12 protein-coding genes are annotated in these 15,675 nt (G+C 38.7%); all 12 read right to left on the reverse strand.

Annotated features, from left to right (window positions below):
* Positions 1 to 8: 8 nt before the first annotated feature.
* On the reverse strand, positions 9 to 317 hold the full coding sequence (gene rpsJ / locus AMS59_RS05765; RefSeq protein ID WP_004233624.1) for a 30S ribosomal protein S10: 309 nt from the start codon (positions 315 to 317) through the stop codon (positions 9 to 11).
* A gap of 371 nt (positions 318 to 688) precedes the next feature.
* Positions 689 to 2,005 carry a Na+/H+ antiporter family protein gene (locus AMS59_RS05770; protein ID WP_053482814.1) on the reverse strand — a complete coding sequence of 439 codons (1,317 nt, stop codon included), beginning with the start codon at positions 2,003 to 2,005 and terminating at the stop codon, positions 689 to 691.
* Between the two features lie 164 nt (positions 2,006 to 2,169).
* The gene (locus tag AMS59_RS05775; protein ID WP_053482815.1) at positions 2,170 to 4,128 is read right to left on the reverse strand and encodes an FtsX-like permease family protein; all 1,959 of its coding nucleotides are present in this window, start codon (positions 4,126 to 4,128) and stop codon (positions 2,170 to 2,172) included.
* Positions 4,118 to 4,879 (reverse strand): ABC transporter ATP-binding protein, encoded by a 762-nt coding sequence (locus AMS59_RS05780; protein WP_053482816.1) that lies wholly within the window; start codon positions 4,877 to 4,879, stop codon positions 4,118 to 4,120. Before AMS59_RS05780 ends, AMS59_RS05775 begins: the two co-directional genes overlap by 11 nt.
* A gap of 96 nt (positions 4,880 to 4,975) precedes the next feature.
* Complete coding sequence (locus AMS59_RS05785; RefSeq protein WP_053482957.1) at positions 4,976 to 5,992, reverse strand: HAMP domain-containing sensor histidine kinase; 1,017 nt, start codon at positions 5,990 to 5,992, stop codon at positions 4,976 to 4,978.
* Positions 5,993 to 5,998: 6 nt separating this feature from the next.
* Positions 5,999 to 6,682 (reverse strand): response regulator transcription factor, encoded by a 684-nt coding sequence (locus AMS59_RS05790; RefSeq protein ID WP_053482958.1) that lies wholly within the window; start codon positions 6,680 to 6,682, stop codon positions 5,999 to 6,001.
* A 203-nt stretch (positions 6,683 to 6,885) separates the two neighbouring features.
* The gene (tuf, locus tag AMS59_RS05795) at positions 6,886 to 8,073 is read right to left on the reverse strand and encodes an elongation factor Tu (RefSeq protein WP_053482817.1); all 1,188 of its coding nucleotides are present in this window, start codon (positions 8,071 to 8,073) and stop codon (positions 6,886 to 6,888) included.
* Between the two features lie 139 nt (positions 8,074 to 8,212).
* Positions 8,213 to 10,291 (reverse strand): elongation factor G, encoded by a 2,079-nt coding sequence (fusA, locus tag AMS59_RS05800; RefSeq protein ID WP_053482818.1) that lies wholly within the window; start codon positions 10,289 to 10,291, stop codon positions 8,213 to 8,215.
* 42 nt (positions 10,292 to 10,333) lie between these two features.
* Positions 10,334 to 10,804, reverse strand: coding sequence for a 30S ribosomal protein S7 (gene rpsG / locus AMS59_RS05805; protein WP_036123710.1), 471 nt, complete (start codon positions 10,802 to 10,804; stop codon positions 10,334 to 10,336).
* Between the two features lie 148 nt (positions 10,805 to 10,952).
* Positions 10,953 to 11,372, reverse strand: a complete 420-nt coding sequence (gene rpsL, locus AMS59_RS05810) for a 30S ribosomal protein S12 (protein WP_010860613.1) — start codon at positions 11,370 to 11,372, stop codon at positions 10,953 to 10,955.
* A 98-nt stretch (positions 11,373 to 11,470) separates the two neighbouring features.
* The gene (locus AMS59_RS05815; protein ID WP_053482819.1) at positions 11,471 to 11,719 is read right to left on the reverse strand and encodes a ribosomal L7Ae/L30e/S12e/Gadd45 family protein; all 249 of its coding nucleotides are present in this window, start codon (positions 11,717 to 11,719) and stop codon (positions 11,471 to 11,473) included.
* 138 nt (positions 11,720 to 11,857) lie between these two features.
* Positions 11,858 to 15,544: a DNA-directed RNA polymerase subunit beta' gene (gene rpoC, locus AMS59_RS05820; RefSeq protein ID WP_053482820.1), complete on the reverse strand. Its 3,687-nt coding sequence runs from the start codon at positions 15,542 to 15,544 to the stop codon at positions 11,858 to 11,860.
* Between the last annotated feature and the right edge of the window lie 131 nt (positions 15,545 to 15,675).

Raw genomic sequence — 15,675 nt, forward strand, 5'->3', positions numbered from 1 at the left:
TTTTACCATTAAAGTTTGATTTCGATATCAACGCCAGATGGTAAATCAAGTTTCATTAACGCATCAACAGTTTGTGGTGTTGGGTTAACGATATCGATCAGACGTTTATGCGTACGCATTTCGAATTGTTCACGAGAATCTTTGTACTTGTGAACAGCACGAAGAATTGTGTACACAGACTTCTCAGTTGGAAGTGGAATCGGACCTGATACACTTGCACCTGAACGTTTTGCAGTTTCCACAATTTTTTCAGCAGACTGATCTAAAATACGGTGATCATACGCTTTTAAACGAATACGAATCTTTTGTTTTGCCATTATTTTCCCTCCTTCTCGCCTATTTTCTAGACATTCTCCACGAAAATTCTCCCACACACCGCCATGGCAAAGCGGCCGGGTGTGTCGGCAACCTCTCGTTTCATCGCAGTCAAAGACCAACATTCAACATTATACACAATAAAAAAAGAATAAGCAAGTCTTTTCGCTAAATTCTTTTAAATGTTGCAGATATTCTTATACTACTAATATTTCTCGCTTATCTAAGCCGTTTATTAGTATATAAAATTTCAATGCACTTTGCAACACATAAGGTTGTTATATCAACGTTTTCGGACATTTCTAACAATTAAGCGGTGCCAACATGTAAAAAAAGCAGTCTCTACTATTTAGAAACCGCTCTTACTATTACTTTATAAGAAGAACACACATGCAACCCAACCAAATATAATAAGTGGGATGTTAATAAAAATAAACGTTGGCACACATGTATCCCAAATGTGATTATGCTGTCCATCTACATTTAAACCCGCAGTTGGTCCAAGAGTAGAATCAGAAGCAGGAGAGCCTGCATCACCTAAAGCACCTGCTGTACCTATTAGACAAATAATCGCCAACGGACTCATTCCTAACTCTTGTGCAAGCGGAACAAATAAGGTCGCGATGATAGGTACTGTCGCAAAGGATGAACCGATCCCCATCGTCACAATTAAACCAATGACCAACATAATAAATATAGCTAGACTCGTATTCCCTTGAAGAATGTTTATCGAACCATTAATTAAGCTATCTATATGACCTGTGGCGTTAATAACAGAAGCAAAGCCATTTGCAGCGATCATAACAAAGCCAATAAAGGCCATCATCTTCATTCCCTCAGAAAGAATCTCATCTGCCTCTTTCCAATTAAGTGCACCAGTAAAATACATAATCATAATACCTGCAAAAGCACCTACAATCATCGAATCAGTATAAATTTGTGCACATAGAGAGACAATTAAAGCCACAGTCGTAGAAACAATAACAAACTTACTAACATGAACATTTAAAGACTCTGTCTCCACATCATTGTTTTGATATTGTCGAGGCTTTCGGTAAACGAAAAAGGCTACACATAATCCAATTAACATCCCCAGAACGGGTATAGCCATCGCTACTGGCACATCCCGTGAAGATGCCTCCATACCTGCCTTAGTTACTTGAGTAGAAACGATATCTTGGAATATAGCTCCGAAGCCAGCAGGAACAAAACTATATGTACCTACTAAACCAACAGCAATTAATGTTGCAATAATTCGTCGGTCAACCTCTAGCATATTTAATACCTTTAAGATTGGAGGTATCAATAATGGGATAAAGGCTATATGAATTGGAATTAAGTTTTGTGAGAAAATAGACATCATAAAGATTAGTAAAAAGATTAAAACCTTTACTAAACCTTTTCGATTACTTGTACCGTTTTTATTTAATATTTTCAGAATCCCTGCAATCATTAATTCTGGAATTCCTGTTTTTGAAATAGCGATAGCAAAACCACCAAGCAAGCCATAACTTAAAGCAATCGTTGCGCCTGCTCCTAATCCTTCTGTAAATGATTTTACAGTTGCTTCAATACCCATGCCGCTTGTTAGACCTCCTGCAAAGGCCCCCAATACTAGAGAAAGAACAACATTGATACGGAGCAAGCTTAATATTAACATGACAGCTACTGCCACAATTACTGCGTTCATTTCAACACTTCACTTTCGTACACTAGATTACTAACACGTTAAACTTTAACCGTCTAATAATTGAAAGTCAAGATATTTTTATACCCCTATAATAATCTTCCCAATTTAAACGACAAAAAAACAGTATGATCTTAAATAATCATACTGTTTTAGATTTCTTCCTATTATAATGATTCACGAATGACTTTTTTATAATAGCCAACGGAAAGTATAGCGAAGATAGCGTATAACGCTATATAGCAGCTCATAGCAATCCATAATGGTGCAGTTAACTCTGAGCCGAATAAAAACCAACCTGACTTTACAGCAAAGTAACTATGGAGCAGCCCTATTATTAATGGAACACCAAAATTAAACGCTTGTTTCATATAGATACCTTTCATAATATCTTTTTCAGCGAAGCCAATCTTTCTTAAGATCGTATAAGAACCTCGCTCCTCTTCAGCCTCAGACATTTGCTTAAAGTATAAAATACTGCCTGTTGTCATTAAAAATGCTAAGCCTAAAAATGCTGCGGTAAATATCGTTATTCCTAATGTTTCGATATTCTCCTTACGTTCTTCCTCATAGGACTCTATATATTTCTCTCCATTTGTTTGCATATATAATTTCTCTGCTAGAGCTAAATCACTTTTATTCTTTATATTAATAGTAGTTTGTTTATGCCACATATCAGGTACATCATGAGCAGCTAGTTTTTCAAACAATGCATCTGGAACTACGAAAATTGGTCCCCCAGGCCCTGAAGTCACGGCACCACTTATAATACTTTCATGTTGAACATCTTTGACATGAAGCGTTTCTTCTTTAGTTACCTCTGGACCTCCAGGAGTGACAACTACATCACGATCCTTTTCAAGTGGGAACATCTCTGCCATATAACCACCGTAGTTTGTTAATATAACATCATTATCCGAAACGGAAGCTTCAGGAACTATTTGTTGATAATCAGAAAGTGGAATTGTATAAATGATTCCTTCTAAACCAAAAAGGGGATTATCCTTATTTTGCTGACTTTCAGATAATAATTGTGTAAACGAAGCTGAAACACTCTGTAATCGGAAATCTCTTTTATCAAAAGCAATATTATTTTCTTCTAGCTTCTTTAAAAATTCCTGGCCCTTATCTTCAAGTAATACATAATCTCCGGGTACTTGACTATATGCCGACGATTCTGATGAATAATACGAAATATATGCTAAAGTTGTAACCCCAAGTGAAAAACCCGTTAAAACCGTAATAAGTGTTAAGGATTTCGCATTACTCTTCATACGATGCATAATCGGTGTTAATGCTAATACATCACGGACAGTTAAATGTCCATTTTTCTTAAGACGAATTGAATTCATAATAAATGCTACAGAGAAACGGAAAACAAGGAACGTTCCGCCAATGGTAGTTGCTAAAATAACAATCATATTAAGCATTAAATTATCCTGAGAGTTAATATCGAAAAGCTTCGTTGATGCATAGTAGCCATATGCAATAAATACAAGTCCTAAAAAACCAATAACCATTTGTAATGGGTTGAAACGCTTTACGCGCTCATCAGCTTGCTTTGCAGCACTGAATAATGATAGTAATGATACGCGGTAAATCATCCAAGCCATTTGCACAAGTACAATGACTAGTAGAATGGCAAATACTACGATAGACTGCTGCAATGCCTCTGTACTAAATGTCATCGTCACAAGTGCCTCTTTTTCGAGTACCCGCAGTAAAATCATTGCAAATACGCGCGAACTAAAGAACCCTGCAAGCATACCTAAAACGATTGCTCCTACAAATAAGAGGATACTTTCTACCGCTAATAAGCGTACGATAAGACCCTTTGTCATCCCTATTAGCTGATACAAGCCTATTTCCTTACTGCGACGCTTCATAAATAGATGGTTTGCATAAAGTACAAAAAACAAGATAATAAAGTACAGCATATATGTTGCCGCTTTAAAACCCGCTGTGGCCGTACCGCTCTGCTCTACTGTATCGAGCACTTCAGCATTATTTTGCAATGTCACAAAAGAAAAATATAAAGTAACACTAAAAATAAGTGCGAAGAAATATAAATAATAATGCTTCATATTTTTCTTCATGCTACGTAACACGAGCTTACTAAGACTCATAGCCGTCACCGCCTAGCACACTTTGCGTATGCATGATCTCTTGGAAAAAAGCCTGTCTTGTTTTATCTCCTTTATATAGCTCACTATAAATGAGTCCGTCCTTCAAAAATAAAACACGCGTACAAAAGCTCGCTGCTACTGCATCATGCGTAACCATCATAATCGTTGCTTTTTTTGATTCATTAATACTTTGTAGATTTTTTAAAAGTGCAGTGGCTGATTTTGAATCAAGTGCACCTGTAGGTTCATCAGCGAAAACAAGCGATGGATTTGTAATTAGTGCACGAGCTGCTGAAGTACGTTGCTTTTGACCACCTGATATTTCGTTTGGGTATTTATTTAAAATCTCGGGAATCCCTAATAAGTGTGTAAGCTCTTTTACACGACTCTCTGCAACAGCCTTTGGTAGCCTACCAATAGCTAATGGTAGTAGAATATTTTCTTTTACCGTTAATGTATCTAATAAATTATAATCTTGGAATATGAATCCTAATTGTTCGCGGCGGAAATTAGCTAATGCCTTCTCCTTCATACCACGTAAGTTTTGACCATTTATTTCAATAACACCTTCTGTTGCAAAGTCAATTGAACACAAAACATTTAAAAGTGTTGTCTTCCCAGAGCCTGAAGGTCCCATAATGCCAACAAATTCACCTTGATTTACTTCTAAATCAATGCCCTTTAAAACCTCTTGAGCTGTTGATTTTTTGCCATATACTTTTTTTACTTTACGACCAATTAAAACTGCCACTTGTAATCGCCCCTTCCTTTAGTTCAAGTGTACCCTGTCTTCTTCACTGATTCGTGTGTTTTACATGACAATATAAAAAGGTAGGTGACAATTTCGTCATCTACCTTTTAGTTTCACAAATTCATTTTGTAATGGAAAACGTAATGTAAATATCGAGCCTTCTCCAACACTGGATTGGACAGTAATACGAACGCCGATTTTCTGCGCCACATTATGTGCTAAGTATAAACCCATACCTGTTGATTGTGCAGACTCTCTTCCGGCTGTCCCAGTATACGATTTATGAAAAATTCGAGGTAGATCCTCCTTACGAATACCAATACCTGTATCTTTTATATGTAATAGTGTCGCTCCAGTTGCATCTATTTCCGTAAAAATCAATACCTCTGAATTTGCAGGACTATATTTAATGGCATTGGACAGAATCTGTCGGATTATAAAGGCTAGCCATTTTCCATCCGTCATTACTGCCCCTGTTAACTCTTCAACATCGAAACCGATACTTTTTTCAATACACCATGCCTGCATAGCTCTTATCTCCTTATAGACCACAGTCTTTAGCTCGATCTCTGTCAGATAATTATCTTTTTCAATAGAAGCTAAACGTGTTTGGTGTAGCTGCTGATCAACCAATAAATGTAGTCTTAGCCACTCAGTCTCTAATTTACGACGTAGTGTCAAATCTTCTATGTGATCCAGCATTAAATTAATTGCAGTCAAAGGTGCCTTTACTTCATGAACCCAAGCTAGGAGCCCATCTGAATATTCTTGTAGCTGTACCTTAGCTTGATTTAACTCTGTATTCTTATCATAAAAAACATCGTCAATTTTCGTCAGGTATGCCGTTTGAAAAGGTGATAAAGCCAATTTTTCACTATGTACATCATCTAGTTGGCTTTCTACATTTCCCAGGAAATCTCTTAGTTGCCCTACTTCTACTACATATCGCCAAATAAGAAAGATCGTAAAACTAATAAGCACGCTAATATTCATATACCAAATAGATATTCCCTCTAATCCAGCGTCTAAAGAAAATAAAACATTGATCATAACGGTGATAAAAACGAAAAAACCTATCCATGCGAGGCGTTCTCTTACATATAAAATTAGCATTGTCACTCACGCCCCTTGTGTTACAGCCATATAACCAAGTCCCTTTTTAGTTGAAATTACTTCTTGTAAACCTATATCCTCAAGCTTCGTACGTAATCGATTAACATTTACCGACAATGTATTATCATTAACAAAGCGCTCATCATCCCATAGCCTTCTCATTAAATCATCTCTAGAAACTATTTGATCGGCCTTCTCCACTAAAATACGTAAAATAAAGAGTTCATTTTTAGTTAAAGAAGCAAGGTTACCCTCATACATAATCTCACTGCGTGCATAGTCAATAACTGCACCATTAAACCTTGTGACATCCATTGATTCTTCTATATAATCATATGAACGGCGTAAAATAGCTTGTACCTTTGCCAGTAAAACTTCCATATGAAAAGGCTTTTGTACAAAGTCATCCGCACCCATTTGCATTGCCATTACCATATCCATTGGGTGGTCTCGGGAAGATAGAAAGAGAATTGGCACCTTTGAGATATGACGTATTTCACGACACCAATGAAAGCCATCAAAGGATGGCAGCTGGATGTCAATCAATACAAGCTGTGGCTTTTGTTCAATAAAATCATCCATCACCTTTTGAAAATCTTTAGGACCTACAACTTGAAGCGACCATTGTGCAAAACGTGTCTGAATCATTTCGAAAATTGAAGGATCATCTTCAATCAGCAATATTTTCATCTCCATTTGCAAATTCTCCTTTCTTTTCTCACTATTATCGTGTTGGGATAATTCTGCTTTCTTGGTATTTCACCTATTATGTATACATAAAATAATCTAATTAAGGTTGGATTATCCATAACTCTTTTCTTATTTTAACATAAAAAAAAACCAATCTGTAAGCGTCCCTACAGATTGGTTAGAAAAATTAGCTTGCGCTAAAATTATTTTTGGATAGAAGCAACTACGCCAGCGCCTACAGTACGGCCACCCTCACGGATAGAGAATTTAGTACCTTCTTCAAGAGCGATTGGAGCGATAAGTTCTACTGTCATTTCGATGTTATCGCCAGGCATTACCATTTCAACGCCTTCTGGTAAGTTACAGATACCTGTTACGTCAGTTGTACGGAAGTAGAACTGAGGACGGTAGTTAGAGAAGAATGGAGTATGACGGCCACCCTCTTCTTTTGATAAAACATAAACTTCAGCTTTGAAGTTAGTGTGTGGAGTGATTGAGCCTGGTTTAGCTAATACTTGACCACGTTGGATTTCTTCACGAGCTACACCACGAAGTAATGCACCGATGTTGTCACCAGCTTCAGCGTAGTCTAATAATTTACGGAACATTTCTACACCAGTTACAGTTGTAGATTTAGCTTCTTCAGTGATACCGATGATTTCAACAACGTCACCAACTTTAACTTGGCCACGTTCAACACGACCAGTTGCAACTGTACCACGACCAGTGATAGAGAATACGTCCTCGATTGGCATCATGAATGGTTTGTCAGTTTGACGTTCTGGAGTTGGGATGTAAGAATCTACAGCGTCCATTAATTCGATGATTTTTTCTTCCCATTCTGCTTCACCTTCAAGAGCTTTAAGAGCAGAACCTTTGATTACAGGAAGATCGTCACCTGGGAAGTCATATTCAGAAAGTAGGTCACGGATTTCCATTTCTACTAATTCTAATAATTCTTCGTCGTCTACCATATCACATTTGTTCATGAATACTACTAAGTATGGAACACCTACTTGACGAGATAAAAGGATGTGTTCACGAGTTTGTGGCATTGGGCCGTCAGCAGCAGATACTACTAAGATACCGCCGTCCATTTGAGCAGCACCAGTGATCATGTTTTTAACATAGTCAGCGTGTCCTGGGCAGTCAACGTGTGCATAGTGACGAGTATCAGTTTCGTATTCTACGTGAGAAGTATTGATTGTGATACCACGCTCTTTTTCTTCTGGAGCGTTATCGATATCAGCGTATGATTTAGCTTCTCCACCCATTTTTTTAGAAAGAACTGTTGCGATTGCAGCAGTTAAAGTTGTTTTACCATGGTCAACGTGTCCGATTGTACCAATGTTAGCATGCGTTTTTGAACGGTCGAATTTTTCTTTAGCCATTAGAGATTGCCTCCTCAAAATTATATGTTTATATTTTTTAAAAATTTATAGAATGATTGCTGATGGCGAACGGGCCCATCCACCATCCCACAATCATAGCTTACAAATTAGTTATACTTTATGCAAGATGAAAATTCAATTATTCACCTTTATTTTTTTTAACGATTTCAGCAGCAATTGATTTTGGTACTTCTTCATAATGATCGAATGTCATTGAGAATACACCACGACCTTGTGTTGCTGAACGAAGAGTTGTTGCATAACCAAACATTTCCGATAAAGGAACCATTGCACGAACAACTTGAGAGTTACCGCGAGCTTCCATACCCTCAACGCGTCCGCGACGAGAAGTAATGTTACCCATGATATCACCAAGGTATTCTTCTGGAATTACAACTTCTACTTTCATCATTGGTTCTAAGATAACTGCATCACATTGTTTAGCAGCTTCTTTAAGAGCCATAGATGCAGCAATTTTGAACGCCATCTCATTCGAGTCAACGTCATGGTAAGAACCGAATACTAATTTCGCTTTAATGTCGATTAGTGGGTAACCAGCTACTACACCGCGGTCAAGAGAGTCACGAAGACCAGCTTCTACAGCAGGAATGTATTCACGAGGTACTACACCACCAACGATAGCGTTTTCGAATTCAAAGCCTTTACCTTCTTCGTTTGGAGAGAACTCAATCGTTACGTCACCATATTGTCCACGACCACCAGATTGGCGAGTGAATTTACCTTGAACTTTTGCAGAGCTACGGAATGTTTCACGGTAAGATACCATTGGAGCACCTACGTTAGCTTCTACTTTAAATTCACGGCGCATACGGTCAACTAAGATATCAAGGTGAAGCTCACCCATACCTGAGATGATTGTTTGACCAGTTTCTGTGTCAGTGTGAGCACGGAAAGTTGGATCCTCTTCTTGAAGTTTTTGTAAAGCTTGACCCATTTTATCTTGGTCAGCTTTTGACTTTGGTTCTACAGAAAGAGAAATTACTGGCTCAGGGAACTCCATTGATTCAAGAATAACTAGGTTTTTCTCGTCACATAAAGTATCACCAGTAGTAGTATCTTTAAGACCTACTGCTGCTGCGATGTCCCCAGCAAATACTTTTGAAATCTCTTCACGAGAGTTTGCGTGCATTTGTAGGATACGACCTACACGCTCACGTTTACCTTTAGAAGAGTTTTGTACGTATGAACCTGAATCTAATGTTCCAGAGTACACACGGAAGAAAGTTAATTTACCTACGAATGGGTCAGTCATAACTTTGAATGCAAGAGCTGAGAATGGCTCTTCATCTGAAGAATGACGTTCTAATTCTTCGTCACCATCAACATTAGTACCTTTGATTGCTGGTACATCTACTGGAGATGGTAAGTAATCGATAACTGCATCTAACATTGGGCGTACGCCTTTGTGTTTGAATGCTGTACCACAGATTACTGGGTAAAATTCTACTGCGATTGTAGCACGACGGATAGCCGCTTTAAGTTCAGCAACAGAAATTTCTTCGCCTTCTAAATATTTCTCCATGATTTCTTCATCAACACTTGCAACAGCATCGATTAATTTTTCACGGTATTCTTCAGCTTGTGCGCGGTGTTCTTCAGGGATTTCGCCTTGAGTCACTGCTGTACCTTTTTCGTCGCCGTAGAAAGTAGCTTTCATTTCAACTAAGTCAATGATTGCTGAGAACTGATCTTCAGCTCCGATAGGTAATTGGATAGGGTGAGCGTTTGCTTGTAAACGTTCATGTAGAGTACCTACAGAATATAGGAAGTCTGCACCTGTTTTATCCATTTTGTTAATGAACACGATACGTGGAACACCGTAAGTTGTAGCTTGACGCCATACTGTTTCAGTTTGAGGTTCAACACCAGATTGAGCATCAAGAACTGTTACAGCACCATCAAGTACGCGTAGTGAACGTTCAACTTCTACAGTGAAGTCTACGTGTCCAGGAGTATCGATGATGTTTACACGGTTGCCGTTCCATTGAGCTGTTGTCGCAGCAGAAGTGATTGTGATACCACGTTCTTGCTCTTGTTCCATCCAGTCCATTTGAGAAGCGCCTTCGTGAGTTTCACCGATTTTGTGAATCTTACCTGTGTAATAAAGGATACGCTCAGTAGTTGTTGTTTTACCAGCATCAATGTGAGCCATGATCCCAATATTACGAGTATTCTCTAGAGAGAATTCGCGTTTCATAAGGTATTTCTCCTTCCATATTGGGCTTATGCGATGTTTAGATTACCAACGGTAGTGAGCGAATGCTTTGTTCGCTTCTGCCATTTTGTGCATATCTTCACGCTTTTTAACTGATGCACCAGTGTTGTTAGAAGCATCAAGGATTTCGTTAGCTAAACGCTCTTCCATAGTTTTTTCACCACGAAGACGAGCATAGTTAACTAGGTAACGAAGACCTAAAGTTGTACGACGTTCTGGACGTACTTCAACTGGCACTTGGTAGTTAGAACCACCAACACGGCGAGCGCGTACTTCAAGAACTGGCATTACGTTATTTAGAGCAGCTTCGAATACTTCAATTGGATTTTCACCAGAACGTTCTTTAACAAGTTCGAACGCACCGTATAAAATCTTTTGAGAAGTACCTCTTTTACCATCAACCATCATTTTATTAATTAAACGAGTTACTAGTTTTGAACTATAAATTGGATCTGGTAACACGTCACGTTTGGAAACAGGACCTTTACGAGGCATGTGTTTTCCTCCTTTCGAATAGTTATCGATTTATTTTATAAGAATTGTTTTGCCATATTTGTCGCGCAAATTTCCAATCTGCTAGCGCGATTAAAAATTTGCGACAACTACTTAGGCCCATTATTAAGCAACGCTCAATAATGTTAAATTATTTTTTTTCTTTAGGGCGTTTTGTTCCGTATTTAGAACGTGATTGTAAACGACCGTTTACACCAGCTGTATCAAGAGCTCCACGTACGATATGGTAACGAACACCCGCTAAGTCTTTTACGCGTCCGCCACGGATAAGAACAACACTGTGCTCTTGTAAGTTGTGGCCTTCACCTGGGATATAAGCTGTAACCTCGATTTGGTTAGTTAAACGTACACGAGCGTATTTACGTAACGCTGAGTTTGGTTTACGAGGTGTCATTGTACCTACACGAGTACAAACTCCGCGTTTTTGTGGAGATTTAACATCAGTTAAAGATTTTTTAAATGAGTTATATCCTTTGTTTAACGCTGGTGATTTTGATTTCGTGATTTTTGATTGACGAGGCTTACGTACTAATTGGTTAATTGTAGGCATCGGTATTTCCTCCCTTCATTTATTCAATGTTAATACCACACATCCAGGTGGTTCATTTTTTGGGTAAAAACAAAGTCTTTGTGTTTAATACACAAAAACTACTCTACAGTAATCGCAACTACTGCAGCTCCAACGTGGATTCCACAGGCCTTGCCCAGTTCCTTTTTCGACTCAACAAGAATAACTGGTATACCGATTTCTCTCGCGAAAGATATGGCCGAATCGGTTACCCAATTGTCTGTATCGAGTGCCACAAAAAGTTCTTTCACTGAACCGGCTCGCATTGCTTTTACTGCTTGCTTTGTACCTATGATTGTTTGACTATCCCTTACTCTATCATAAGACATTTTCATATCCTCCGAAGTACAGATAGTTAACTATCAACCTTCAATATATTATCATTACCAATTTCGACTGTCAACTAATATCTTTAAAAAGCCCGAAGAGATGATAAAAACACATCTCTTCGGCACTTATTTTAATGATTATTCAGCAGAAACTAGGTCTTCTGTGTCAAGCTCATCTTTTTCAATACGGATTTGACGGTAACGTTGCATACCAGTACCTGCAGGAACAAGTTTACCGATAATTACGTTTTCCTTCAGACCAAGAAGTTCATCACGTTTTCCTTTAATAGCAGCATCCGTTAACACACGAGTTGTTTCTTGGAATGATGCAGCGGATAAGAATGATTCTGTTTCAAGAGACGCTTTTGTAATACCTAGGATTACAGGACGACAAGTTGCAGGGTTTTTGCCATTTAGCACAGCATCTGCATTTGCTTCTGAGAATTGGTGAATATCTAGTAATGAGCCTGGTAATAATTCTGTATCACCAGCTTCGATTACACGTACTTTACGAAGCATTTGGCGAACCATTACCTCGATATGTTTGTCTCCAATTTCTACCCCTTGCATACGGTATACTTTTTGTACTTCTTTTAACAGGTATTCTTGAACTGTTGAAACGTCTTTAACTTTTAATAATTGTTTTGGATCGATAGAACCTTCTGTTAATACTTGACCACGTTCTACAAAGTCGCCTTCTTGTACTTTTAGACGAGCATTGTAAGGTGCTGCGTATTTACGCGTTTCTACTTCACCTTCAATTGTAATCTCTTTTAGACCTTCACGGATTTCAGTGATGTCTGAAACAGTACCTGCGATATCAGAAATAACTGATTGACCTTTAGGATTACGTGCTTCAAAAATCTCTTGGATACGTGGAAGACCTTGTGTAATATCATCCCCGGCAACCCCACCTGTATGGAATGTACGCATTGTTAATTGTGTACCTGGTTCACCGATTGATTGAGCCGCAATAATACCAACTGCTTCTCCAACTTCAACCTCTTCACCTGTTGCTAAGTTCATGCCGTAACATTTTTTACATACACCATGTTTTGTATTACAAGTGAATGCTGAACGGATTGTTACTTCCTCGATACCAGCCTCGATAACCGCACGAGCGATATCTTGATCGATTAAGCCATCTTTTGCCAAGATAACTTCACCTGTTTCTGGATGCATAATTGTTTTCTTCGTATGACGACCGATAATACGTTCATCTAACGCTTCAATTAACTCTGTGCCTTCCATCAACGCACCAATTGTTAAACCACGGTCAGTTCCACAGTCATCCTCACGAACGATAACATCTTGTGCAACGTCAACAAGACGACGTGTTAAGTAACCTGAATCGGCAGTTTTTAGGGCTGTATCGGCAAGACCTTTACGAGCACCGTGAGTTGAGATGAAGTACTCTAATACCGTTAAACCTTCACGGAATGAAGATTTAATTGGAAGTTCGATGATACGACCAGCCGGGTTGGCCATCAGACCACGCATACCAGCTAACTGTGTAAAGTTAGATGCGTTACCACGGGCACCTGAGTCAGACATCATAAAGATTGGGTTTGTTTTCTCAAGCGACTTCATCAGCTTCGATTGAATTTCATCTTTCGCAGCACTCCAGCTTGAGATAACGCGATCATAACGCTCATCTTCCGTGATGAAACCACGACGGAATTGCGCTTGAACTTTATCTACTTTTTCTTGAGCTACCGCTAAAATTTCGCCTTTGTCTGGTAATACGACGATGTCAGATACACCTACAGTAATACCAGCACGTGTTGAATATTTGAATCCTAGGTTCTTCATGCGGTCAAGCATTTTAGATGTTTCAGTGATGTGGAAACGTTTAAACACTTCAGCAATGATATTACCTAAGAATTTTTTACGGAATGGGTTTACAACTGGTACTGATGCAAAGTGTTTGCGCAGTACAGCTGTGCGTTGTGCTTCAACCTTACCTTTTTCATCAAGTCCATTATAAGCAGCATCTGCCTCAAGCTCTTTTAACGTTTCTTCATCAATTGTTAACTTAACAAAGTATTTGTCTGGTGTTTCTTGTTCTAAGTTGAAATCAGTTGGCTCATTAATGTATGGGAATGATTTCGGCAAGATTTCGTTAAAGATTACTTTACCAACAGTCGTTAATAGGAACATATTATTTTGTTCCTCAGTAAATGTTGGGTTATTTAACGAACTTGCTTTAATCGCAATACGAGTATGCAAGTGAACATTACCTGTATCATATGCAATTAATACTTCGTTTGGTCCATAGAAAATTGTTCCTTCGCCGCGAGCTGCTTCACGCTCAAGTGTTAAGTAGTAGTTACCCAATACCATATCTTGAGATGGTGTTACAACTGGTTTACCGTCTTTCGGGTTCAGGATATTTTGTGCAGCAAGCATTAGAAGACGAGCTTCTGCTTGTGCTTCCGCTGATAATGGTACGTGAACCGCCATTTGGTCACCATCGAAGTCAGCGTTATAAGCTGTACATACTAATGGGTGAAGACGAATAGCACGACCCTCAACTAGTGTTGGTTCAAATGCTTGAATACCAAGACGGTGAAGCGTAGGTGCACGGTTTAGTAATACTGGATGCTCACGAATTACGTCTTCTAAAACGTCCCATACGTCGTTGTTTAAACGCTCGATTTTACGTTTAGCAGATTTAATATTATGAGCAAGGCCGCGTTCTACTAACTCTTTCATTACGAAAGGCTTGAATAACTCAATTGCCATTTCTTTTGGCAGACCGCATTGGTACATTTTTAAGTTTGGACCTACTACGATAACCGAACGACCAGAATAGTCAACACGTTTACCAAGTAAGTTTTGACGGAAACGACCTTGTTTACCTTTCAGCATATGTGAAAGTGATTTTAACGGACGGTTACCAGGACCTGTTACAGGACGACCACGACGACCGTTATCGATTAATGCATCAACAGCTTCTTGTAACATACGTTTTTCGTTTTGTACGATGATACTTGGAGCACCAAGGTCTAGTAAACGTTTTAAACGGTTATTACGGTTGATTACACGACGATATAAATCGTTTAAGTCAGAAGTTGCAAAACGTCCACCGTCTAATTGCACCATCGGACGAAGCTCTGGTGGAATAACCGGTAGTACATCTAAAATCATCCATTCAGGAGAGTTACCTGAGTTACGGAATGATTCAACAACTTCAAGACGTTTAATGGCACGTGTACGACGTTGACCTTGTGCTGATTTCAACTCTTCTTTTAAAGAATGCGTTTCATCTTCAAGATCAATTTTGCCTAGTAATTTCTTAATTGCTTCCGCGCCCATAGATGCTTCGAATGTGTTGCCGAATTTTTCGCGATATGCACGGTACTCTTTTTCAGAAAGAAGTTGCTTACTGTCTAAGTTTGTAGCACCTGGCTCGATTACAACGTAAGATGCAAAGTAAATTACTTCTTCTAGTGCACGTGGGGACATATCTAAAATAAGACCCATACGGCTAGGAATACCTTTGAAATACCAGATATGAGATACTGGTGCTGCTAATTCGATGTGGCCCATACGTTCACGACGAACTTTAGCGCGCGTTACTTCAACACCACAACGATCACAAACTACGCCTTTATAACGTACACGTTTGTATTTACCACAATGACACTCCCAGTCCTTAGTTGGACCGAAAATACGCTCACAGAATAAACCATCTTTTTCTGGTTTTAAAGTACGATAGTTGATTGTTTCAGGTTTTTTGACTTCACCGTATGACCAAGAACGAATCTTGTCAGGAGAAGCTAAACCGATTTTCATATATTCAAATTCATTAACGTCTATCAAGGAGCCTACCTCCCTCTAGTATAGGTCTTTATAAAGACTCTTTTACGCAGCTCGATAATCGTTTGCAAGTATTATTTCTCTTTGGCAAAAGATTAAAAATAGAATGATTTATTGAAAGAAAAAAGTCGGAC

The organism is Lysinibacillus sp. FJAT-14745, assembly GCF_001275675.1.
In the GTDB taxonomy this organism is placed as follows: domain Bacteria; phylum Bacillota; class Bacilli; order Bacillales_A; family Planococcaceae; genus Lysinibacillus.